The organism is Sphingomonas sp. S1-29 (genome assembly GCF_026167545.1).
GTDB lineage: Bacteria > Pseudomonadota > Alphaproteobacteria > Sphingomonadales > Sphingomonadaceae > Sphingomonas.
Window position 1 is genome coordinate 736,416 of the sequence record NZ_CP110678.1, and the last position, 22,072, is coordinate 758,487.

General features: G+C 64.2%; 22 protein-coding genes. 12 read left to right on the top strand and 10 right to left on the bottom strand.

What is annotated here, in order from left to right; genetic code table 11:
* Position 1: 1 nt before the first annotated feature.
* Complete coding sequence (locus OKW76_RS03420) at positions 2-715, bottom strand: squalene/phytoene synthase family protein (protein ID WP_265551154.1); 714 nt, start codon at positions 713-715, stop codon at positions 2-4.
* A 74-nt stretch (positions 716-789) separates the two neighbouring features.
* Between OKW76_RS03420 and OKW76_RS03425 the strand changes: the two genes are divergently transcribed.
* The 3 genes from OKW76_RS03425 to OKW76_RS03435 are packed head-to-tail and all read left to right on the top strand — an operon-like array spanning position 790 to position 3,835.
* Complete coding sequence (locus tag OKW76_RS03425) at positions 790-2,571, top strand: TadE/TadG family type IV pilus assembly protein (RefSeq protein WP_265551156.1); 1,782 nt, start codon at positions 790-792, stop codon at positions 2,569-2,571.
* Positions 2,568-3,185 carry a TadE/TadG family type IV pilus assembly protein gene (locus tag OKW76_RS03430; RefSeq protein WP_265551159.1) on the top strand — a complete coding sequence of 206 codons (618 nt, stop codon included), beginning with the start codon at positions 2,568-2,570 and terminating at the stop codon, positions 3,183-3,185. Before OKW76_RS03425 ends, OKW76_RS03430 begins: the two co-directional genes overlap by 4 nt.
* On the top strand, positions 3,167-3,835 hold the full coding sequence (locus tag OKW76_RS03435) for a TadE/TadG family type IV pilus assembly protein (RefSeq protein WP_265551161.1): 669 nt from the start codon (positions 3,167-3,169) through the stop codon (positions 3,833-3,835). Before OKW76_RS03430 ends, OKW76_RS03435 begins: the two co-directional genes overlap by 19 nt.
* Positions 3,836-3,876: 41 nt before the next feature.
* Here OKW76_RS03435 and OKW76_RS03440 read toward each other — a convergent pair whose 3' ends face one another.
* The 4 genes from OKW76_RS03440 to eno all read right to left on the bottom strand — a co-directional run bounded on the left by OKW76_RS03440 (position 3,877) and on the right by eno (position 8,233).
* A complete protein-coding gene (locus tag OKW76_RS03440) occupies positions 3,877-5,292 on the bottom strand; it encodes a pyruvate dehydrogenase complex E1 component subunit beta (RefSeq protein ID WP_265551163.1) in 1,416 nt (471 codons plus the stop codon).
* 1 nt (position 5,293) lies between these two features.
* Positions 5,294-6,343 (bottom strand): pyruvate dehydrogenase (acetyl-transferring) E1 component subunit alpha, encoded by a 1,050-nt coding sequence (pdhA, locus tag OKW76_RS03445; RefSeq protein WP_265551164.1) that lies wholly within the window; start codon positions 6,341-6,343, stop codon positions 5,294-5,296.
* Between the two features lie 251 nt (positions 6,344-6,594).
* On the bottom strand, positions 6,595-6,918 hold the full coding sequence (locus OKW76_RS03450; RefSeq protein ID WP_265551166.1) for an FtsB family cell division protein: 324 nt from the start codon (positions 6,916-6,918) through the stop codon (positions 6,595-6,597).
* A gap of 31 nt (positions 6,919-6,949) precedes the next feature.
* Positions 6,950-8,233, bottom strand: coding sequence for a phosphopyruvate hydratase (eno, locus tag OKW76_RS03455; protein WP_265551169.1), 1,284 nt, complete (start codon positions 8,231-8,233; stop codon positions 6,950-6,952).
* 140 nt (positions 8,234-8,373) lie between these two features.
* Here eno and OKW76_RS03460 point away from each other — a divergent pair, with 140 nt between their 5' ends.
* The 5 genes from OKW76_RS03460 to OKW76_RS03480 all read left to right on the top strand — a co-directional run bounded on the left by OKW76_RS03460 (position 8,374) and on the right by OKW76_RS03480 (position 10,438).
* Entirely contained in the window at positions 8,374-8,943 is a 570-nt protein-coding gene (locus OKW76_RS03460; protein WP_265551171.1) for a hypothetical protein, read from the top strand.
* Between the two features lie 35 nt (positions 8,944-8,978).
* A complete protein-coding gene (locus tag OKW76_RS03465) occupies positions 8,979-9,335 on the top strand; it encodes a phage holin family protein (protein ID WP_265551173.1) in 357 nt (118 codons plus the stop codon).
* Entirely contained in the window at positions 9,332-9,655 is a 324-nt protein-coding gene (locus OKW76_RS03470) for a hypothetical protein (RefSeq protein ID WP_265551175.1), read from the top strand. The genes OKW76_RS03465 and OKW76_RS03470 overlap by 4 nt, the downstream gene beginning before the upstream one ends.
* Positions 9,656-9,657: 2 nt before the next feature.
* The gene (locus OKW76_RS03475) at positions 9,658-10,110 is read left to right on the top strand and encodes a hypothetical protein (RefSeq protein ID WP_265551177.1); all 453 of its coding nucleotides are present in this window, start codon (positions 9,658-9,660) and stop codon (positions 10,108-10,110) included.
* A 97-nt stretch (positions 10,111-10,207) separates the two neighbouring features.
* Positions 10,208-10,438 (top strand): DUF4170 domain-containing protein, encoded by a 231-nt coding sequence (locus OKW76_RS03480; RefSeq protein ID WP_265551179.1) that lies wholly within the window; start codon positions 10,208-10,210, stop codon positions 10,436-10,438.
* A 131-nt stretch (positions 10,439-10,569) separates the two neighbouring features.
* Here OKW76_RS03480 and OKW76_RS03485 read toward each other — a convergent pair whose 3' ends face one another.
* The 5 genes from OKW76_RS03485 to carA form a co-directional block, all read right to left on the bottom strand.
* Positions 10,570-11,208 (bottom strand): rhomboid family intramembrane serine protease, encoded by a 639-nt coding sequence (locus OKW76_RS03485; protein ID WP_265551181.1) that lies wholly within the window; start codon positions 11,206-11,208, stop codon positions 10,570-10,572.
* 5 nt (positions 11,209-11,213) lie between these two features.
* Entirely contained in the window at positions 11,214-11,690 is a 477-nt protein-coding gene (greA, locus tag OKW76_RS03490) for a transcription elongation factor GreA (protein ID WP_256507169.1), read from the bottom strand.
* Positions 11,691-11,766: 76 nt separating this feature from the next.
* A complete protein-coding gene (gene carB, locus OKW76_RS03495) occupies positions 11,767-15,102 on the bottom strand; it encodes a carbamoyl-phosphate synthase large subunit (RefSeq protein WP_265551184.1) in 3,336 nt (1,111 codons plus the stop codon).
* 2 nt (positions 15,103-15,104) lie between these two features.
* Positions 15,105-15,728, bottom strand: a complete 624-nt coding sequence (locus OKW76_RS03500; protein ID WP_265551187.1) for a hypothetical protein — start codon at positions 15,726-15,728, stop codon at positions 15,105-15,107.
* Positions 15,725-16,996: a glutamine-hydrolyzing carbamoyl-phosphate synthase small subunit gene (carA, locus tag OKW76_RS03505; RefSeq protein ID WP_265551189.1), complete on the bottom strand. Its 1,272-nt coding sequence runs from the start codon at positions 16,994-16,996 to the stop codon at positions 15,725-15,727. The genes OKW76_RS03500 and carA overlap by 4 nt, the downstream gene beginning before the upstream one ends.
* A gap of 140 nt (positions 16,997-17,136) precedes the next feature.
* On the opposite strand from carA, the gene OKW76_RS03510 reads away from it, so the two are divergent.
* The 4 genes from OKW76_RS03510 (at position 17,137) to rpoD (ending at position 22,035) form a co-directional block, all read left to right on the top strand.
* Positions 17,137-17,589 (top strand): GatB/YqeY domain-containing protein, encoded by a 453-nt coding sequence (locus OKW76_RS03510; protein ID WP_265551191.1) that lies wholly within the window; start codon positions 17,137-17,139, stop codon positions 17,587-17,589.
* A 55-nt stretch (positions 17,590-17,644) separates the two neighbouring features.
* On the top strand, positions 17,645-18,037 hold the full coding sequence (locus OKW76_RS03515) for an endonuclease domain-containing protein (protein WP_265551193.1): 393 nt from the start codon (positions 17,645-17,647) through the stop codon (positions 18,035-18,037).
* 82 nt (positions 18,038-18,119) lie between these two features.
* Positions 18,120-19,994, top strand: coding sequence for a DNA primase (gene dnaG, locus OKW76_RS03520; protein ID WP_265551195.1), 1,875 nt, complete (start codon positions 18,120-18,122; stop codon positions 19,992-19,994).
* Positions 19,995-20,007: 13 nt separating this feature from the next.
* The gene (gene rpoD, locus OKW76_RS03525; RefSeq protein ID WP_256507162.1) at positions 20,008-22,035 is read left to right on the top strand and encodes an RNA polymerase sigma factor RpoD; all 2,028 of its coding nucleotides are present in this window, start codon (positions 20,008-20,010) and stop codon (positions 22,033-22,035) included.
* The last annotated feature ends 37 nt before the right edge of the window (positions 22,036-22,072 follow it).

The window sequence follows — 22,072 nt, forward strand, 5'->3', positions numbered from 1 at the left end:
CCTAGCGGCCGGTCATCCGATGCCATGCAAGCCGCGCGACCCGCCCGGGCGTGGCGGCGGGAAGCGGCTGGTCGGCAGGGGTGCGAAGGTCCATCGCGGCGATGTGCGCCAGGGCGCCCAGGCTGCGAAGCGAGCCGGGCCAACGGCGGGCCAGCGCCGGCGCCAGTGCGGTCTCCGCTTCGGTGCGCGCGGCGGCGGCCGCAGCCGGGTCGGCGAGGTTGCGCGCCAGATCGGCGAGCGCCCAGCCCTGCCCCGCCCCCGCCGTGTCGAACCGAGCATCGCCCAACAAGCGCGCCGCAAGCGCGAACAGATGCCCACCGCGCTGCCGGGCATAGGCCAGGCGCACCGCCCGATCGCCCGGTTCGCCCTCGGCCAGCGCCTCCCACCCTTCGATCAACCCCGCCAATTCAGCGCCCTTGACCCCAAGCGGCAGCACGTCTGCTGCCAACGCCTGCAGGATCGGCGCGGCAGGCGGCGGCGCGGTGTCGAGCTTGGTCAGCGCGTCATGCCACCAGGTAAGCCGCATCTGCGCGAGCATCGGGTCGCGGGCGGAGCGCATGACGTTGCCGAACGTAGCGTCGAGCGCGAGCATCGCGGCGAGTCCCGCGCGCGCGCGGGCGTCACCTGCATAAGACAGCGCCAACGACCGCTCGGCATCGCTCGCCGCGACATATCGATTTTCGACCGCTTCGGTGGTTTCACCGGCGTTTACCATAAGCCTTCAATCACATTTATAGCTTGAGCGCCCATACGCCGCGGTTGAGCAATGATGTCAAACGAAGGCGGCGCATGATCAACTGGCCAGGCAGGAAGCGGAATGGAGCCATGGGCTTCCTTGCGCGGCTGTCCAAAGACACGCGGGCCAACGTGATGGCGATCGTCGCGGCCAGCATCGTGCCGCTGATCGGCATGGTAGGCGGCGGCTTCGATTTGTCGCGCATGTACATCGTCAAGACGCGGTTGCAGCATGCGTGCGACGCAGGGGCGCTGGCCGGTCGCAAGGCAATGGGAAGCGGCCAGTGGTCGCAGAACTCCTACAAACCGCGCCAGATCGCCGATCAGTATTTCGACGCGAATATTGAATCGGATGCTTATGGCTCGACGAGCGTCGACGCCACGTTCGCTGAAAGCGCCGGCAAGGTGACCGGCGTAGCAACGGCACAATTGCCGATGACATTGATGCGCGTGTTCGGACGCACGACCGAAACGCTGACCGTGGCCTGCGACGCCGAGATGCGGCTGGCAAACACCGACGTCATGTTCGTGCTCGACGTCACCGGGTCGATGGACCAGAATATACCCGGCGACAGCACGCGGAAGATGGACGGCCTGAAGAAGGCGGTAAAATGCTTCTACGAGATCGTCGCCCGGCTCGATACCGATGCGGCGTGCGATGGCGACGCACCCAGCGGCGGCACCGGCGATCAGGTTCAGCTCCGCTTCGGGTTTGTGCCCTATAACACAAACGTCAATGTCGGGCGGCTCATCCCGTCGGAATATTTCCGCAACGAATTCGACTATCAAGGCCGCACGTACCAATTCAGCGGTTGGACGGTGCAATATGACACCGACTGGGAAAGTTGCGGCAAAACCAATTCAACGACGCAATTGAATACCGAGTTTGCGCGCGGCTATGACTGGCGCGGGCGAGAATATTGTCGCTATCGCCGTCAGGACTATGTCGATGTCTGGCGCTATCATCAGCGAACGATCAACGTCGGTGGCCTGAAGACAGGCGACCGCCGCAGTTTCACCCGCACCGAAAACGGGCGTACGATCACCACTGCCTGGCCCGGCTGCATCGAGGAACGCAAGACGGTAAAGGCAGGCAGCTATTGGCCGATCCCGAATACCGCATATGATCTGGACATCAACCTCCTGCCCACGAACGACGACACGCGGTGGGCGCCCGCCTTGCCCAGCGATGTGTTCGTGCGCCGCTCGGGCAGTGCGTCGGGCACCGGCGCTTTCGACGACAGCGCTGTCGATACTTATGCGCGTTACGCCAATCCGGCAGACTATTGTCCAACCGAAGCGCGGAAGCTGCAGGAGTGGCCGAACGCCAGCAATTTCGAGGACTATGTCGACAGCCTTACGCCGAGCGGCAACACCTACCACGACATCGGCATATTGTGGGGCGCTCGCTTCCTTTCGGCCAATGGCATTTTCAAGTCCGAGAATGAGTTCACCAATCGCGGCGGCGAAATCGACCGGCACCTGATCTTCATGACCGATGGCGACACGGTAGCAAACAACTACGATTATACCGCTTATGGTGTCGGCTGGTTCGACCAGCGGCAAACCAGCAGTAGACCGTCCAATAACGACATGAACAATCAAGTGAATGCTCGGTTCACCGCTCTGTGCAACCAGATCACGAATATGGCGCCACAAGGGATCACGCTCTGGGTCATCTCCTTCGGCGACGCCACCAATGCGACGACGAACCAACGACTGAAGGATTGTGCAACGGCGGACACCTATTACTTCCACGCCGCAAATTCTACCCAGCTACAGCAGACGTTTCGCCGCATCGCGGACGACATCTCACAACTGAGGCTGACGCGATGAACCGTCGGCACAAAGCGATTGCGCTAGCGGGCGATCCGCGCGGCGCAGCGCTCGTCGAGTTCGCGATCGTTGCGCCAGTACTCTGCCTGTTGCTGATCGGCTCGTTCGATGTCGCGCATGCGCTTTACCTCCGTGCCGTGATGGAAGGAGCGATGCAAAAGGCGAGCCGCGACTCGACGTTAGAAAGCAACGACCCGCAAAGTGCCGCCGCGGCGCTCAACGCATCGGTCGAAGATCAGGTGGCATATCTGGTGCCGGCCGATGCGGATATCAGTTTCGACCGGCGCTTCTATCGTACCTTTTCCGAAGCGGCTGCCCAAACCCCCGAAGAGTTTCGTGACACGAATGCCAATCAACGATGCGACGAAGGCGAGTCCTACGAAGACGCCAATCTCAACAATGTATGGGATGCGGATGGTGGCAACGAAGGGCAAGGCGGGGCGAAGGACGCCGTACTGTATCGGGTGACCGTAAAATATGATGCGATCTTTCCGTTGTGGAAGATGATCGGTAGCAGCCAGCACCGTGAAGTCGCCGCGACGACGGTGCTACGCAACCAGCCCTACAATGATCAAGGTAGCTATGCCGCCGCCATTTGGCGGAATTGCTCATGATCACGTGCGCCCTTCCCGGCCGCTTGGCTCGCCGGCTCGTCGCTTCACGCGGCGGCGTCGCGCTTACCGAGTTCGCGCTGGCGCTGCCGCTTCTGCTTACCCTGAGCCTAACCGGCGCCGAACTGACGAACTACATCATTACGCGGATGCGGTTGAGCCAGCTGGCGCTCCACCTTGCTGACAACTCGGCACGGGTCGGGCTTGGCGGTCGGCGGGAAGCCAAGAAAGTCAATGAAGCCGACATCGAAGATTTGTTCACGGGAGCAGACTATCAATCGGGTGAACTCGATCTGTTGGAGAACGGTCGCGTCATTCTTTCAAGCCTCGAGCCGATGGCCACCGGGACGCTGGCGCGCATTCGTTGGCAGCGCTGCAAGGGCGCGAAGCCACACGCGTCGAGTTACGGAATTCAGGGCGACGAAAATCTCAACGGGATCGGGCCTACCGGGCGGAGGGCGATGGTCCTCCCCGATGGCGTCACCATGTTCGTCGAAGTATATTATGAATATACGCCGCTGGTATCCGAACGGCTGGTTCCGTCCCGCACGATGATCGAAATCGCATCGATGATGGTCCGCGAGCGGCGGAATACGGGGGGGCCAAACAACGGGATCTTCACGTCCCCAGGCGTCACGCCGTCAACCTGCTGAAACTACCGGGCGCCGATGATACACGGCGCCCGGTACGGCTCTCAAGCCTTGTACGTCACCTTCTTCACCGCAGCCACCACCCGCGCGGCATCGATCAGCGCCAGCTTCTCGAGGTTGGCGGCATAGGGCAGCGGCACGTCTTCGTTGGCGACGCGCAGCACCGGGGCGTCGAGATCGTCGAAGCCCTGCTCCATCACCACCGCTGCCAGCTCGGAAGCGATCGAGCAGGTCGGCCAGCCTTCCTCGACCACGACCATGCGGTTGGTCTTCTTCAAGCTCTCCAGCACCGTCGCGGTGTCGAGCGGGCGCAGCGTCCGCAGGTCGATCACCTCGGCGTCGATCCCCTCGCCCGCCAGCGTCTCGGCGGCTTCGAGCGCAAGGCCGACGCCGATCGAATAACTGACGATCGTCACGTCCTTGCCCGGCTTCATGATCCGCGCCTTGCCGATCGGCAGCACGAAATCGTCGAGCTTGGGCACGTCGAAGCTGCGCCCGTACATCAGCTCGTTTTCGAGGAAGACGACCGGATCCTGGGTGCGGATCGCCGCCTTGAGCAAGCCCTTGGCATCGGCGGCGTCATAGGGCGCGATCACGATCAGGCCGGGAACGCTGGCATACCAGGGGCCGTAATTCTGCGAATGCTGCGCGCCGACGCGGCTGGCAGCGCCGTTGGGACCGCGGAACACAACCGGGCAACGCATCTGGCCGCCCGACATGTAATTGGTCTTGGCCGCCGAATTGATGATGTGGTCGATCGCCTGCATCGCGAAGTTGAAGGTCATGAACTCGACGATCGGGCGCAGGCCGCCCATCGCCGCGCCGGTGCCGATGCCGGCAAAGCCATATTCGGTAATCGGTGTGTCGATCACGCGCTTGGCACCGAATTCCTCGAGCAGCCCCTGCGTGACCTTGTACGCACCCTGATATTCGGCGACTTCCTCGCCCATCACGAAGACCCGGGGGTCCGCCCGCATCTCTTCGGCCATCGCGTCGCGCAGCGCTTCGCGGACGGTGGTCTTCACCATTTCGGTCCCGGCTGGGATCTCGGGCTGGCGCTCGCCGGTCTTCTCCGCCGACTGCGTCAGCTGGGTCGTGCCGGTTTCCTTGGGTTCGGCCGCGCCGCCGCCGGCGGTGATCGGCTCGGCCTGCTGGTCCGACGGCGTTTCGGTTTTCGGAGTCTCGGCCTTGGGCGCGGGCGCAGCGGAAGCGTCCTCACCTTCCTCGGCGATCATCGCGATGACCGTTCCGACCTTCACGCCATCGGTGCCCTCGGCAACCAGGATTTGCGACACGATGCCTTCGTCGATCGCCTCGAATTCCATCGTCGCCTTGTCGGTTTCGATCTCGGCAAGGATGTCGCCCGATTTGACCGCGTCGCCTTCCTTGACCAGCCACTTGGCCAGCGTGCCCTCTTCCATCGTGGGCGACAGCGCCGGCATCTTCAGTTCGATCGCCATCTCAATACTTCTCCACCAGGACGTCGGTGTACAATTCGGCCGGAGCGGGCTCGGGGGTCGATTCGGCGAAATCGGCGGCTTCGTTCACCACCTTGCGGATCGCCTGCTCGGTCGCCTTCAATTCGGCCTCGGTCACGCCGATCGCTTCGAGCTCGCGCTTGAGCGCCTCGATCGGGTCGGACTTGTCGCGCATCGCCTGCACTTCCTCGCGCGAGCGGTATTTCGCCGGATCGGACATCGAATGGCCGCGATAGCGATAGGTCTTCATCTCGAGGATGATCGGCCCCTTGCCAGCGCGGACCCATGCCAGCGCCGTCTCGGCAGCGGCACGGCAGGCGAGTACGTCCATGCCGTCGATCTGCAGCCCCGGGATGCGGAAGCTCTCACCGCGCTTGTAGAGCTGGTCCTCGGCCGACGCGCGGTTGACCGATGTGCCCATCGCGTATTGGTTGTTCTCGATCACGAAGATGATCGGCAGCTTCCACAGCTCGGCCATGTTGAAGCTCTCGTACACCTGGCCCTGGTTCGCGGCGCCGTCGCCGAAATAGGTCAGGCAGACGCCGCCATCCTCGTCATACTTGTGCTTGAACGCAAGCCCGGCGCCGAGCGACACCTGCGCACCGACGATACCGTGGCCGCCGAAGAACTTATGCTCGGTCGAGAACATGTGCATCGACCCGCCCTTGCCCTGCGAGATACCCGCAGCGCGCCCGGTCAGCTCGGCCATGATCACCTTGGGATCGATGCCATAGGCCAGCATATGGCCATGGTCGCGATAGCCGGTGATGACGCTGTCCTTGCCGGGCTGCAGCGCCGACTGGAGCCCCACCGCGACGGCCTCCTGGCCGATATACAGATGGCAGAAGCCGCCGATCAGGCCGAGGCCATAGAGCTGGCCGGCCTTTTCCTCGAAGCGGCGGATCAGCAGCATCTGCTGGTAGAAATCGAGAAGCTCTTCTTTCGAGGCTTCGTAGCGCGTGGGCTGTTCGGGCCGCTCGCGATTGGGGGTTGCGGGTTCGCTGTTGGCGGTACGCGCCGGTGCCTTGGCCACGATCGGATAAACCTCGTTCCTGGGGAGCGGGAAGCAGTGGAGGCGGCTATAAGCGCGTTTGTCCGGGATGCGCAACGCCGTAGGGGATTTTCCGCGTGTGGGTGGCAGGTGCCGCATATCGTCCGCAGCGTTCTCGGACACCCTCCCCCGTTCGTTTTGAGCGAAGTCGAGAAACGCTGATGAAGCGCCAAGCCCGGTTTCTCGACTTCGCTCGAAACGAACGGAAAGGCGATACGGTCAGCTGCGCAAAATCAGTTCAGCGGAACGATGATCTCGTCGGGATGTGCGACGTTCAGTTCCTTGCGGACCAGTTCGTCGACCATGTCGGGGTTTGCGCCGCGCTGCGGATCGAGCAGCCGCACTTCGTTGCGCAGTTCGGCGCGGCGCTTTTCGAGCGCGGCGAACTCGACCTCCTTGCGCTCGATCTGGCGGGTATATTCGCGATAGGCGACGACGCCATTGGGGCCGAGCACCGCATAATAGCCGAAGAACCCCATGAAAATGATCGCGAGCGCCGGCATGCCCGCGCTCTGCAGCATCATCTGGAGCTTCGATTTCTGGGCGACGCGGAGCATCGCCCAGCTATCGACGCTTACGCTCCGCGAATCAAGCGAAGTTGCGCAGGATGTCGCGCCCGGCATAGCGCGCCGAATCGCCCAATTCCTCCTCGATGCGGATCAGCTGGTTGTACTTGGCCAACCGGTCCGACCGCGCGAGGCTGCCGGTCTTGATCTGCCCGCAATTGGTGGCGACCGCGAGATCGGCGATCGTCGTATCCTCGGTCTCGCCCGAACGATGCGACATTACCGCGGTATAACGCGCACGATGCGCCATGTTCACCGCCTCGAGCGTCTCGGTAAGCGTCCCGATCTGGTTGACCTTCACCAGCAACGAATTCGCCAACCCGCGTTCGATGCCGTCAGCCAGCCGCTCGGGATTGGTGACGAACAGGTCGTCGCCGACGATCTGCACCTTGGCGCCGAGCTTGTCGGTGAGCAGCTTCCAGCCCTCGAAATCATCCTCGGCCATGCCGTCTTCGATCGACAGGATCGGGTAGCGCCCGGCCAGATCGGCGAGATACTCGGCCATCGCATGCGGCGTCAGCGTGCGGCCCTCGCCCGCCAGCACATACTGGCCGTCCTTGAAGAATTCGGTCGCGGCGCAGTCGAGCGCCAGCATCACGTCCTCGCCGGGGCGATAGCCCGCCTTCTCGATGCTCGACATAATGAAGTCGAGCGCTTCGGTCGCGCTGGCGATGTTCGGCGCAAAGCCGCCCTCGTCGCCGACCGAGATCGACAGCCCCTTGTCGGACAGCCCCCTCTTGAGCGTGTGGAAGATTTCGGCACCGCAACGCACCGCCTCGGCGATGCTGTCGGCCCCCACCGGCATCACCATGAATTCCTGAAAATCGATCGGATTGTCGGCGTGTTCGCCGCCATTGATGATGTTCATCATCGGCACCGGCAACAGATGCGCGCCGATCCCGCCGACATAGCGATACAGCGGCAGCCCGCGCGCTTCGGACGCAGCCTTGGCGACCGCCAGGCTGACGCCCAGGATCGCGTTGGCGCCCAGCCGGTGCTTGTTCGCGGTGCCGTCGAGCTCGATCATCGTCTGGTCGACATCGGCCTGATCCTCGGCCTCCATCCCCAGCACCGCCTCGGCGATCTCGGCGTTCACCGCCTCGACCGCCTGGGTGACGCCCTTGCCCATCCAGCGATCCTTGTCGCCGTCGCGGCGCTCGACGGCCTCGTGCGCACCGGTCGAGGCTCCCGAGGGCACCGAGGCGCGGCCGAAGCTGCCGTCTTCGAGCAACACGTCGACCTCTACGGTCGGGTTCCCTCGGCTATCGAGGATTTGGCGGGCATGGAGGTCGATGATTGCGGTCACGTAACGGTCTCCCTATGTCGGTTGGGACCAGAATGGCGCCGCCGCCTGTATCGGGTTCGTAGTCGGCGGGCAATTCGTCAGCGTGATGGAACCGCGAAGGCGCCCTGCGGTTCTTCGTTCGAACGACGGAGGATATCCCAATGGTAGACAATACGAACGGTAGCCAGCCAACCGGCTTCGAACCGCCCAAGCCCACTGCACCGACCGACACGGTCAGCTTCCAGCCCGCACCCAAGCTCGAAACCGCCGGCAATGTCGATTTCGACGCCGCGTCGGAGATGGGCTCGAGCGAGGCCAAGCGCACCGCCGCCGAGACGATCAAGGAAGAAGCTAGCAAGCTTGGCAGCCAGGCGGCCGACAAGGCGCGCTCGTTCGCCGGCGACGGCAAGGCGAAGGCATCGGGCGCGCTCGACGAATTCTCGCGGATGATGAGCGATGCGGCCGACACGGTCGATGAAAAGCTCGGCGCGCAATATGGCCAATATGCGCGGTCGGCCGCCGACCAGATCGGTGGCTTCGCCGAAACACTCCGTGATAAGGAAGTCGACGAGCTGCTCGACGATGCCCGCGTCTTCGTCCGCAAGAGCCCGGCGATTGCGATTGGCACCGCTGCAGCGCTCGGCTTCGTGCTGGCGCGGATCATCAAGGCGGGTGTCGATGGCGTCGCCGACGCGAGCGATCCCACCGTCGGTGGCACTCCGCGCGCGTGACGCGTTGGGCGACATCGCGAACGGGGAGCGACGGCATGGCGATCGGCGGTGACCCGCAACAACCGGGCGTGACCACCTTGGTCGCGCGCACGGTCGAGGATGCCAAGCGCTGGAGTCAGGCCGAGCTCGCCTATTACAAGGCGTTGGCCGGCGATCGTGGCGGTGATGCTGGGGTTGGCATCGGCTTCGGCGTTGCGGCATTGGCCCTCGCACAAGCCGCACTGATCGCGGCGCTGGTGGGCATCGTGCTCACGCTGACCCCGGTGATCGGGCCGGGCTGGGCGACGTTGGTAGTGGTATTTGCCACCCTCGCATTGGCGGGTCTGCTGAGCTGGCTGGCGCTGGGCAAGCTCCGCCGCGCGACGCGTCCGGTGTCGGACATGACGTCATGAGCGCGAAGGTACAGATGGCGCGGCGCGAAGCCGATGCAGCACGGGCGGTATTGGTGGCCGACGTCAACGCCGTCCGCCATGCGCTCACCCCCGCGGTGATCGCCGATCGCGTCAGCGTAAAAGCGGCGACCGCGATCGAGAGCGCCAACAGCGAAATCCGGGCGCGCCCGGGGGCGGCTGCGGCGGGGCTGGCGGCGGTGCTGCTGTTCGCGGCGCGGCATCGGCTGTTCCGCCGCCGCCGTGCGGTGCAGCCTGAAGACCAATTGAGCCAGGAATTTCCGACCATCAGCCGGCAGGACGCCGCTAAGCAAGGAATGTGAACATGACCGACCACGACCACTCGATCGTCGATCGTACCAAGGACGCCGCAGCACAGGCATTCGACACGACCAAGGCGCAAACCGCGCTCGCCGTCGACAAGACGCGTGAAACCGTCGTCCATGCGTATGACACGACTCGCAAGACCACCGGCGACGCGGTGCATCAGGCAGTCGACGGCATCGAATCGAACCCGCTGGCAGCATTGGTCGGCGGTATCGCAGTCGGCGTCGCGATCGGCGCGTTGCTGCCGCGCACCCAAGCCGAAGCGCGGCATCTGGGGCCGATTGGCAAGCGCCTGAACGAAAGCGCGAGCGCTGCGGTGCGCGCCGCACGCGATCAGGGTAAGCAGGAGCTCAGCGGGCTCGTTCCCGACAAGAGCAACGCCAAGGAAAAGGCGGGCTCGGTCGTCGAAGCCGTGATCCAGGCTGCACGCAGCGGCGCCAAGACCGTTTGAACCCTGGCTGCGCCGCGGTGCAGCATCTGACGGGTTGAGGATTTCGCCCCGTGCTTTATGCGCGGGGCGAATTTGCAACAACCGGAAGGCCCAAGCGATGAGCAAGCTGCATCTGGTGTTCGGCGGCCGCGTGGCTGATCCGCGGACGCTCGATTTCAACGATCTGGAGACGATCGACATCGTCGGGGTCTTCGCCGACTATGCGAGCGCCGAAAAGGCCTGGCGCGGCGCCGCCCAGCGGACCGTCGACGATGCCGAGATGAAATATGTCGTGGTGCATCTGCACCGGCTGCTCGAGCCCGATCGCGAATTGGTTCGGGGGGTTTGAACCAAGGGGCGGGTCCCACCGCCCCAACGCTTCCCGTTCGTTTCGAGCGAAGTCAAGAAACCGCTAACAGCGCCGCTCGGTGAAACCGTTTCTCGACTACGCTCGAAACGAACGGGTCGGGGACTCCAGCATCAAGCCTCGCGCCACTGCCACTCGAGCAACGGCCGAACCAGCACCACGCCAGCGATAAACCCGCCGACATGCGCCGCCGCCGCAATCGGCGAGTCGGTCCCCGCTGTCAGAAACCCGATCAGCAGGTTGATCGCGGTCCACGCCCCAATTAGCCACATGATCTGCACCATACGCGGCGAGAACGGCCCGATCGCGCCGGTGCGCTGGCGCCCGTACAGGATCGCGTACGCCCCGACGATTGCCGACACCGCACCGCTCGCACCGATCATCGGTTGGGTCGAATTCGGATCAAGCAGCCAGTGCGCGGCGACAGACGCAACGGCTCCGACCAGATACAGCGCGAGTATCCCGCGCGTGCCGATCGCGATCTCGGTCGCCTTCCCGACGATCAGCAGCATCACCATGTTGAACAACAGGTGGGTGAACCCGCCATGCACCAGCGTGGCACTGAACGGCGTCAGCCATGCCGGCAGCAAGCCGGCGTCGTTGAGAAATGCCGCCTCGGCACCACCGAAACGCGCAGGAATGAACCCGGCATATACCGCAGTATAATCGACATTGCCGGTCAGGATCAGCGCCAGGCCGATGAACGCCGTCACCGCCCCGATCGCGGCGGTGGCGGGCGCCTTTGCGAGCATCGGTGTCAGATGAACTCGATCTTCGACACGACGTAATAGCGATCGCCCGACGGCACCGTCACTTCGACCTCTTCGTCGACCTTGCGGCCGATCAGCGCGCGGCCCAGCGGCGAGTTATAGCTGATGCGGCCGGTCTTGGCGTCGGCCTCGGTCTGGCCGACGATCTGGTACTTCACCGGCTTGTCGTCGTCGTCGAGCAGCGTCACCGTCGCACCGAACACAATCTTGTCGCCCGAAAGCTCCTTGGGATCGATGATCTGCGCGCGGCTCAATTTATCCTCGATGTCCGACAGCGACGCCTCGATCTGGCCCTGGCGTTCCTTGGCGGCGTGATATTCGGCGTTTTCCGAAAGATCGCCATGCGCGCGCGCTTCCTCGATCGCATCGACGATCAACGGACGTTCGGCCTTCAACCGCTTGAGCTCGACACTCAGGGTCTCATACCCTTCAGCCAGCATCGGCATCTTTTCCACCGTCGCCATGTCGTCAATCCTTGATAAGTCGCTTATCGCGCGATCCCGAACGGGTCGCCCGCACCGATGTTCCTGTGGGTTGGGATCAATTGTGCAGTCGCGAATAATAGGATTGTAGCGGCCTTACTTCAAGAGATTGTCGCGAAAGTGCCTCCATCGCGCGCGCCGCGGCGACGCTGGCGGTGGCGGTGGTGAAGTACGGTGTTTTCTGCGCGAGGGCCGAGCGGCGGATATCCGACGAATCCTTGAGCGATTGCCAGCCTTCGGTGGTGTTGAAGATCAGGTCGACGCGCTGGTCGAGAATCCGATCGACGATGTGCGGCCGCCCTTGCGCCACCTTGTTGACGCGCTCGACCGCGATCCCCTGCCCGGCCAGGAAATCGGCGGTGCCGGTGGTGGCGATGATCGTGAAGCCCAGATCGGCGAGGATCCGCACCCCGGGCAGGATCACCGCCTTGTCGCTCGCCTTCACGCTGACGAATACCGTCCCCTTCGATGGCAGGATGGTCCCCGCCCCCAATTGCGCCTTGGCGAAGGCGATCGCGAAATCGGTATCGATCCCCATCACTTCGCCGGTGGACTTCATTTCAGGCGACAGCACCGGATCGACCCCGGCAAAGCGGCCCCAGGGGAATACGGCTTCCTTCACCGCGACATGATCGACGCGCCAGTCGATCTTGGGCAGGTCGGCGAGCATCTCGCCCGCCATCACGCGGGCAGCGATCTTGGCGATCGGCACCCCGATCGCCTTGGCGACGAAGGGCACGGTGCGGCTGGCGCGTGGATTGACCTCGATCAGGTACACCACGCCATCCTTCACCGCGAACTGGATGTTCATCAGCCCGCGTACCGACAGCGCGTGCGCGAGCACGACGGTCTGGCGCTCGATCTCGGCGATGATGTCGGCGGGCAGGCTGTAGGGGGGCAACGAGCACGCGCTGTCGCCCGAATGGACCCCTGCTTCCTCGATATGCTGGAGCACGCCCGCCACCACGACATCGGTGCCGTCGCAGATCGCATCGACATCGACCTCGATCGCGTCGCGCAGATACTGGTCGATCAATACCGGCGAATTTCCAGACACTTGCACCGCAGTCTGGATATAGGATTCGAGCTGCGGCGTGCCGTCGACGATCTCCATCGCGCGCCCGCCGAGCACATAGCTTGGGCGCATCAGCACCGGATAACCGATCCGTTCGGCAACCGCGATCGCCTCTTCGCGGCTGCGCGCGATGCCGTTGGCGGGCTGTTGCAGCTTGAGCTTGGCGATCAGCGCGGCGAAGCGCTCGCGGTCCTCGGCCAGGTCGATCGCGTCGGGGCTGGTGCCGAGGATCGGGATCCCCGCATCCTCGAGCGCCTGCGCCAGGTTGAGCGGGGTCTGGCCACCGAACTGGACGATCACCCCGACCAGCGTGCCGTTGCTCTTCTCGACCTCGAGGATCTCGAGCACGTCCTCGGCGGTCAGCGGCTCGAAATACAGCCGGTCGCTGGTGTCGTAATCGGTGCTGACGGTCTCGGGGTTGCAGTTGACCATGATCGTTTCATAGCCGGCATCGGCCAGCGCGAAGCAGGCGTGGCAGCAGCAATAATCGAACTCGATCCCCTGGCCGATCCGGTTGGGTCCGCCGCCCAGGATCACGATCTTCTTCCGATCGGTGGGCATGCTCTCGCATTCGGGCTCGCCGAAGCTCGGGCCTTCGTAGGTCGAATACATATAGGGCGTCTTGGCGTCGAATTCGGCGGCGCAGGTGTCGATCCGCTTGAAGACCGGGCGCACGCCCAGCTTGTGGCGCAGTGCGCGCACTTCCTTCTCGGTCACGCCGCCGGTCATCGCGACCACCGCCTCGTGGATCAGCCCCGATCCGCGCGCGATCGAGCGTTCGCTGCCGCCGCGCAGGTTCGCCGATTGCAGCGCAAGATAAGCCAGGCGCTTGTCGCTGAAGCCCATCGCCTTCAACCGGCGCATCCCCGCCGCGTCGCGCGGCAGGCCGCCCGCGCGCACTTCGTTCTCGGCGAGCACGATCTCCTCGATCCGCGCCAGGAACCAGGGGTCGTATTTGGCGATCGCATGCACCTCGGCAACGCTCATGCCCTCGCGCAGCGCCTGCGCCGCGACCAGCAGCCGGTCGGGCGTCGCCACCGAAAGCGCCGCCTCGATCTCCGCGCGCGGTGCGCCGACCAGCCGGTCGACATCGTTGAAGCCCGAAAGCCCGGTTTCGAGCCCGCGCAACGCCTTCTGCATGCTCTCATGGATGCTGCGGCCGATCGCCATGACCTCGCCGACCGATTTCATCGCGGTCGACAGCACTTCCTCGGCGCCCTTGAACTTCTCGAACGCGAAGCGCGGGATCTTGGTGACGACATAGTCTATCGTCGGCTCGAACGCTGCCGGGGTCGCGCCGGTGATGTCGTTGGTGATCTCGTCGAGCGTATAGCCGACCGCCAGCTTGGCCGCGACCTTGGCGATCGGGAAGCCGGTCGCCTTGCTCGCCAGCGCCGACGAACGCGACACGCGCGGGTTCATCTCGATCACGATCAGCCGGCCATCGGCGGGGTTCACCGCGAACTGGACGTTCGATCCGCCGGTTTCGACGCCGATCTCGCGCAGCACCGCGATGCTGGCGTTGCGCATGATCTGATATTCCTTGTCGGTCAGCGTCAGCGCGGGCGCGACGGTGATCGAATCGCCGGTATGCACCCCCATCGGATCGATATTCTCGATCGCGCACACGATGATGCAATTGTCCGCCTTGTCGCGGACGACCTCCATCTCGAACTCTTTCCAGCCGAGCAAAGATTCCTCGATCAGCACCTCGGTGGTGGGGCTGGCATCGAGCCCGCTGCGGACGATCTCGACGAACTCCTCGCGGTTATACGCGACGCCGCCGCCGGTGCCGCCCAGCGTGAAGCTCGGGCGGATGATCGCGGGCAGCCCGGTATGTTCGAGCGCGGCGAGCGCCTCGTCGACCGAATGCGCGATCGCCGAGCGCGCGCTTTCGAGGCCGATCCGGTCCATCGCGTCGCGGAACTTGATCCGGTCCTCGGCCTTGTCGATCGCCTCGGCATCGGCGCCGATCATCTGGACGCCGTATTTCTCGAGCGTGCCGTCCTGCGCAAGCGCCAGCGCGGTGTTGAGCGCAGTCTGCCCGCCCATCGTCGGCAGGACGGCGTCGGGCCGCTCCTTGGCGATGATCTTGGCAACGATCTCGGGGGTGATCGGCTCGACATAGGTGGCGTCGGCCAGGTCAGGATCGGTCATGATCGTCGCCGGGTTCGAATTGACCAGGACGATGCGATAGCCCTCTTCCTTGAGCGCCTTGATCGCCTGCGTGCCCGAATAATCGAACTCACAGGCCTGGCCGATGACGATCGGCCCCGCGCCGATGACGAGGATCGAGGAGATGTCGGTGCGTTTGGGCATGTCTAAGCCTTCGCTGTGTTTGCGCTTGCGGAGGAGACCTCTATGTCTCCGTCTTCGGTCTTCAAAACCGTTAAGAAAACTTCGCCGCCAGCCAAGATAAAGTGGTGAAGAAGCCAACTCCACACGGAAACGATATCTCGGAGTAGATCCATTCTGTGCTTGTCAAACTTGTCGACCGTGATCGGAATGTAAGGGTTCATTTCATGGAGCCAGCGGTGCGTACGTCGATATATAACCCGCACCTGATCGACAGATAAGTTGTCACTTTCATTCTTCACCATGTGGTGTTGAACGTCGACCGCCTCTGAAGGCGGATTTTCGCGGCTAATCGCGAACGGGAAAATCACGGGCGCGCGCTTTGCCACCTTCGAAAAGATCTTGTCGGCGTTCCACTGCCCGACGGCATCTCGTGGCACACTCTTCAACCCATTTTCCATCGCAACAAGACAACCAAATGCCACGCCTTCGATGGACTTCCTCAGGTGGAACGCTGCAGTCTCGAGCTCCGCATAATCAGACGTTGGCGACAGCTTCAACTTATCCACTATCTCGAAGCGAGCCCTGACGTTTCGCATGAGCAAGCGATACTGCTGAAGCGTCTTCTCCCGCAGTTCCTCGTCATTCACCGTAGATTTCCGACAAACCGCTCGAACAGATACAAGCTATCCTGCGGTCCCGGGCTAGCCTCGGGGTGATATTGCACGCTGAACGCCGGGCGGTCGGTCAACTCGAAGCCGGCGTTCGATCCGTCGAAGAGCGACACATGCGTCTCACGCGCGGTGTCGGGCAGCGTGTCGGTCAGCACCGCGAAGCCGTGGTTCATGCTGGTGATCTCGACCACGCCGTCGGCCAGCCGCTTGACCGGATGGTTCGCGCCGCGATGGCCCTGGTGCATCTTGGTGGTCTTTGCCCCCACTGCTAGCCCGAGCAACTGGTGGCCAAGGCAAATGCCGAACACCGGCATCTTGTCGTCGAGCAGGCGGCGGATGACGGGAACGGTATAGTCGGCGGTCGCGGCGGGGTCGCCGGGGCCGTTCGACAGGAACACGCCGTCGGGCTCGAGCGCCATCACCTGGTCATAGGTCGCGGTGGCGGGGAGCACCGACACCCGCGCGCCGGCGGCGACGAGATTGCGGAAGATGTTGCGTTTGGAGCCGTAGTCGATCGCGACGACGTGGGGTTGGGCGTGGGTTGGTTTCTCGACTTCGCTCGAAACGAACGGGGGGTGTTCGCTCGAAACTGGCGAGGTTTCCTGAGAGCCGCCCTCTCCTATTCCGTTCGCTTCGAGCGAAGTCGAGAAGCCCTTCGACGTGTCATACCCCGCGCCCAGCTTCCACAAGCCGCCTTCCCAGCCATAATGCGTCTCGCACGATACGGTCTTGGCGAGGTCCATGCCCTCGAGCCCCGGCCATGCCCGCGCCATCCGCAGCAGCGAATCGAGATCGAACACCCCGTCGGCGGCATAAGCGATCACGCCGTTGGGCGCGCCGCCGGTGCGGATGCGGCGGGTGAGCGCGCGGGTGTCGATGCCCGACAGGCCGATGCGGTTATGCGCCTTCATCCAATCATCGAGCCGCTGCACGCTGCGAAAGTTCGAAGGCTCGGTCACGTCGGCGCGCACGATCATGCCCAAAGCATGCGGATCGTCGGCCTCGACATCGTCTGCATTGGTGCCAGTATTGCCGATATGCGGGAAGGTGAAGGTGATGATCTGCCCGGCATAGGAAGGATCGGTCATCACCTCCTGGTATCCGGTCATCGCGGTGTTGAAGCAGACTTCGCCGACCGCGGCACCCTCGGCGCCGAAGCCGCGGCCCCACAGCATCTCGCCGCTGGCGAGCACCAAAACCCCCGTGGCTCCTTCAGGCGCGGACATGGGTTTAGGCTCGGCCATGGACGGGGGCACTCCGGTGTGTTGGTTCCAGCGATGTCGCTAAGCGGTCCGGCTAGACCCCCGGTCCCGCCCCGTCAACCGGTGACGGACAACCGCGCATCGGCTAAGCTCTCCGGCTTGCCCGCACGAGAGGCCCATACATGATTCGCGACGACATCAAGACCGCCCTCATCACCGCGATGAAGGGCGGCGACAAGGCTACCACCGGCACGATCCGCCTGATCCAGAGCGCGATCAAGAACCGCGACATCGAAGCGCGCACCGGCGCCTCGCCCGACGACGACGACGTGCTGGTGGTCGAAGTGCTGCAGAAAATGGTGAAGCAGCGCCGCGAATCGATCGGGATGTTCGAAAAGGGCGACCGCCAGGAACTCGCCGACGCCGAAGCCGCCGAAGTCGTGGTGATCGAACGCTTCCTGCCGCGCCAGATGGACGCGGCCGAGACCGCGGCTGCTGTCGAGGCGATCAAGGCGGAATTGGGCGCTACGGGCATGAAGGACATGGGCCGGGTGATGGCCGAGCTGAAGGCGCGGCACGCGATGACGCTCGACATGAGCAAGGCGAGTGGGGCGGTGAAGGCGGCGTTGGGCTGAGATGGAGGGCGGCGTCCCCCTTCTTCCCCCCTCCCGCTTGCGGGAGGGGCCGGGGGTGGGCACGGTCGAAGGCATCCGCCGCCCGACGATCCGCGCGCAGGAACTCAGGCGCACCGCTACCCCCGCCGAACGCATGCTCTGGCGCTATATCGGCGCATCGCGTCTGGGGGTGAAGTTCAGCCGGCAGATGCCGGTCGGCCCGTATATCTGCGATTTTCTTTCGCGGTCGCACCGAGTGGTGATCGAGCTTGATGGGTATAGCCATGATCTGACCATCCAGGAGGACGCCACGCGCGACGCGTTTTTGCGGTCGCGCGGATTGCGGGTGCTGCGGTTCGCGAATGCGGATGTTTTGGGGAATGTCGAGGGTGTGTTGGAGGCGATACGGGTTGCGTTATCGATAGCCCCACCCCCGGCCCCTCCCGCAAGCGGGAGGGGGGAAGAATGAGCGTGCCATCGCTCTTCGCTGCCATGTCCCCCTCCCGCTTGCGGGAGGGGCTAGGGGTGGGCATTGCCTCGCTCCCAACCCCATGACCCTAACCCCCGCCTTCCTCGACGAACTCCGCGCCCGCACCACGCTCTCGAGCCTCGTCGCGCGCACCGTGAAGCTCCAGCGCGCAGGCCGCGAGTTCCGGGCGTGCTGCCCGTTCCACAACGAAAAATCCCCGAGCTTCTACGTCAACGACGACAAGGGCTTCTACCATTGCTTCGGCTGCGGCGCGCATGGCGATGCGATCCGGTGGATGACCGATCACCAGGGCCTGCCCTTCATGGACGCGGTCAAGGAACTCGCGGGGGTGGCCGGGCTCGACGTCCCTGCCCCCGACAAGCGCTCGGCCGAACGTGCCGAGCGCGCCAAGGGGCTGCACGAGGTGATGGCCGATGCCGCCGCGTGGTTCACCGAGCAATTGCACGGCCAGGGCGGCGGCGAAGCGCGGGCGCTGCTCGAACGCCGCGGGATCAACGCCGCCACCGCCGCGACCTTCGGGCTTGGCTTCGCCCCCGACAGCCGCGGCAAGCTGCGCGCCGCGCTCAAGGACTATGGCGATCCGCTGCTGATCGAGGCCGGGCTGCTGATCCAGGTCGAGAACAAGGAACCCTATGACCGGTTTCGCGGGCGGCTGATGATCCCGATCCGCGACCCGCGCGGGCGGGTGATCGCGTTCGGCGGACGGATCATCGGCGACGGCGAGCCCAAATATCTGAACTCCCCCGAAACCCCGCTCTTCGACAAGGGCCGCACGCTCTACAATCTCGACCTCGCCCAGCCCGCCGCGCGCAAAACCGGGCGGGTGATCGCGGTCGAGGGCTATATGGACGTCATCGCGCTCGCGCAGGCGGGGTTCGGCGAGGCGGTCGCGCCCTTGGGCACCGCGATGACCGAATCGCAGCTCGAACGACTTTGGCGGATGACCGACGTGCCCTTGCTCTGCTTCGACGGCGATTCGGCGGGGCAGAAGGCGGCGATCCGCGCCGCGACGCGCGCGATGCCGATGCTCGCGCCGGGGCGAAGCCTTGCCTTCGTGACGCTACCGCAGGGCCAGGATCCCGATGATCTGGTGCGCGCCGCCGGCCCCGCCGCCTTCGAGGCACTGGTCGCCAAGGCGCAGCCTTTGGTCGAGCGGATATGGAGCCACGAGGTCGCCGCCGAACCGCTCACCACCCCCGAACAACGCGCCGGGCTCAAGCGCCGCCTCTCCGATCTCGCGAGCAGCATCGCCGATCCCGGCGTGCGCGACGAATATCACGCCGATTTCCGCAACCGCTTCGACGATATGTTCGCGCGCAAGCCCGCGCCGCGCCGGCCCTTCCAGCCGCAGCGCCCCGGCGGCCGCTTCGACAAGGGCCGCGGCGGGTGGAAGCTGCCCGATCCGCCCGCGACCGAAGGCACGCGCGACGTGAGCACTGGCGGGATCGACCCGGTGCTCGCACGCGCAGTGCTCGCCGGGCTGATCCGCCATCCGGCGCAAATCGCGCGGCATATCGAGATATTGGGCAGCCTGAAGCTCGCCAACGCCACCCTTGCGCGCCTGTTCGAAGCGGTGATCGATGTTGCGCTGGAAGATCAGGCGCTTGATAGCGGCCATGTCCTCACCATATTGGCGAGGTCCGGTTTCGATCAGGTGGCAAGCGACTTGTTGCGCGCCGATAGCCTGCCGTTCACGTTCACCCAGGGTCACGCCGACGAGGCGCAGGCTATGGCCGACCTGAACGAGGCGATCGCGGTGATGGTGGCACGCCCCCGGGTCGATGCCGCACTGATGGAAGCGACACTGGCGGTACAGACGGGCTTCACCGACGAAGCCTATACGCGGCAGATAGCATTGGTGCATGAACGCGCCCGGCTGGAGGCGCGGCTTGCAAATCTGATGCTGGCGGACGAAGACGACGAAACGCTTGGGTGATTGAGGGCAGTTAATGGCGAAAGCGAACATGGCGGAAGTTGCCGAAGGTCCTGAATCGGGCGACGCACCGCTGATCGACCTGAACGAAGGACCGATCAAGAAACTGGTCGCGCGCGCCAAGAAGCGTGGCTACATCACGGTCGACCAGCTCAACGAGATGCTGCCGCAGGACCAGATGTCGAGCGAGCAGATCGAAGACGTGATGTCGTCGCTCAACGACATGGGCATCAACGTCGTCGAGAACGAGGAAGGCGGCGAAGACGCCGAGGCCGAAGAGGATACCCCCGACGAAGTCGAGGCGACCGACGGCCAGGACGACGCCGCGCCTGCGTTCGAAATGGTCAAGAAAAAGGAGACCGTCGATCGCACCGACGATCCCGTCCGCATGTATCTGCGTGAGATGGGCGCGGTCGAACTGCTCAGCCGTGAAGGCGAGATCGCGATCGCCAAGCGGATCGAAGCCGGCCGCGACACGATGATCTTCGGGCTGTGCGAATCGCCGATCACCTTCAACGCGATCATCGGCTGGTCGACCGCGCTCAACGAAGGCACGATGCAGCTGCGCGAGATCCTCGATCTCGATGCGATGCTCTCGAAGGACCCCGCCCCCGAATCGCTGTCCGAGGACGGCGAGGACGATGGCGAGATTTCGGCGAAGAATGCCGGCCCGACCTTCAAGGAAGAAGCCGAGCCCGAGGAAGCCTCGGTCGACGAGGACGACGAATCGAGCGAGCGCCGCACGCCCCGCGCGTCGGACGACGAGGAAGAGGACAACACCCTCAGCCTTGCGCAGATGGAAGAGACGCTCAAGCCGCAGGCGCTCGAGAAATTCGCCTCGATTACCGCGCTCTACAAGAAATTTTCGAAGGTCCAGCAGAACCGGCTCGACGCGATGTCGGCGGGCGCCGACTTCTCGGCCGCCGACGAGCGCAAATATCACAAGCTGCGCGAAGAGCTGACCGCCGAGGTCGAGAGCGTCCAGTTCCACAACGCCAAGATCGAATATCTGGTCGACCAGCTCTACAGCTTCAACCGCCGGCTGACCGCGCTCGGCGGCCAGATGCTGCGGCTGGCCGAGCGCCACAAGGTCAATCGCAAGTCGTTCCTCGACAGCTATGTCGATCACGAGCTCGACGAGAACTGGCTCGCCTCGGTCGCCAAGATCGACAAGAAGTGGAAGGCGTTCGCCGAAACCGAGGTCGATTCGGTCGATCGTATCCGCAACGAGATCGCCGAAATCTCGCAAGCGACCGGCATGGCGCTCGGCGAGTTCCGCCGCATCGTGAATATGGTGCAAAAGGCCGAGCGCGAAGCGCGCATCGCCAAGAAGGAAATGGTCGAGGCGAACCTGCGGCTGGTGATCTCGATCGCCAAGAAATACACCAATCGCGGCCTGCAGTTCCTGGATTTGATCCAGGAGGGCAATATCGGCCTCATGAAGGCGGTCGATAAGTTCGAATATCGCCGCGGCTACAAGTTCAGCACCTATGCGACGTGGTGGATCCGCCAGGCCATCACCCGTTCGATCGCCGACCAGGCGCGGACGATCCGCATCCCGGTCCACATGATCGAGACGATCAACAAGCTGGTGCGCACCAGCCGCCAGTTCCTCCACGAGCAGGGCCGCGAGCCCACGCCCGAGGAAATGGCCGAGCGGCTGAGCATGCCGCTCGAAAAAGTCCGCAAGGTGATGAAGATCGCCAAGGAGCCGATCAGCCTCGAGACGCCGATCGGCGACGAGGAGGATTCGCATCTCGGTGATTTCATCGAGGACAAGAACGCGATCATCCCGGTCGATGCCGCGATCCAGGCCAACCTCAAGGAAACCGTCACCCGGGTGCTGGCAAGCCTCACCCCGCGCGAGGAACGCGTGCTGCGGATGCGCTTCGGCATCGGCATGAACACCGATCACACGCTGGAAGAAGTCGGCCAGCAATTCTCGGTCACGCGCGAGCGTATCCGCCAGATCGAGGCCAAGGCGCTGCGCAAGCTCAAGCACCCCAGCCGCAGCCGCAAGATGCGGTCGTTCCTCGACCAATAGCGGCTGCCGCCCGGAACGCGATCGCGCGTTCCGGGCG

Coding starts and splice junctions, on each gene's coding strand:
- OKW76_RS03420 (WP_265551154.1), bottom strand. CDS start 715: ATGGTAAACGCCGGTGAAACCACCGAAGCGGTCGAAAATCGATATGTC.
- OKW76_RS03425 (WP_265551156.1), top strand. CDS start 790: ATGATCAACTGGCCAGGCAGGAAGCGGAATGGAGCCATGGGCTTCCTT.
- OKW76_RS03430 (WP_265551159.1), top strand. CDS start 2,568: ATGAACCGTCGGCACAAAGCGATTGCGCTAGCGGGCGATCCGCGCGGC.
- OKW76_RS03440 (WP_265551163.1), bottom strand. CDS start 5,292: ATGGCGATCGAACTGAAGATGCCGGCGCTGTCGCCCACGATGGAAGAG.
- OKW76_RS03450 (WP_265551166.1), bottom strand. CDS start 6,918: ATGCTCCGCGTCGCCCAGAAATCGAAGCTCCAGATGATGCTGCAGAGC.
- OKW76_RS03460 (WP_265551171.1), top strand. CDS start 8,374: ATGGTAGACAATACGAACGGTAGCCAGCCAACCGGCTTCGAACCGCCC.
- OKW76_RS03465 (WP_265551173.1), top strand. CDS start 8,979: ATGGCGATCGGCGGTGACCCGCAACAACCGGGCGTGACCACCTTGGTC.
- OKW76_RS03470 (WP_265551175.1), top strand. CDS start 9,332: ATGAGCGCGAAGGTACAGATGGCGCGGCGCGAAGCCGATGCAGCACGG.
- OKW76_RS03475 (WP_265551177.1), top strand. CDS start 9,658: ATGACCGACCACGACCACTCGATCGTCGATCGTACCAAGGACGCCGCA.
- OKW76_RS03480 (WP_265551179.1), top strand. CDS start 10,208: ATGAGCAAGCTGCATCTGGTGTTCGGCGGCCGCGTGGCTGATCCGCGG.
- OKW76_RS03485 (WP_265551181.1), bottom strand. CDS start 11,208: ATGCTCGCAAAGGCGCCCGCCACCGCCGCGATCGGGGCGGTGACGGCG.
- greA (WP_256507169.1), bottom strand. CDS start 11,690: ATGGCGACGGTGGAAAAGATGCCGATGCTGGCTGAAGGGTATGAGACC.
- carB (WP_265551184.1), bottom strand. CDS start 15,102: ATGCCCAAACGCACCGACATCTCCTCGATCCTCGTCATCGGCGCGGGG.
- carA (WP_265551189.1), bottom strand. CDS start 16,996: ATGGCCGAGCCTAAACCCATGTCCGCGCCTGAAGGAGCCACGGGGGTT.
- OKW76_RS03510 (WP_265551191.1), top strand. CDS start 17,137: ATGATTCGCGACGACATCAAGACCGCCCTCATCACCGCGATGAAGGGC.
- dnaG (WP_265551195.1), top strand. CDS start 18,120: ATGACCCTAACCCCCGCCTTCCTCGACGAACTCCGCGCCCGCACCACG.
- rpoD (WP_256507162.1), top strand. CDS start 20,008: ATGGCGAAAGCGAACATGGCGGAAGTTGCCGAAGGTCCTGAATCGGGC.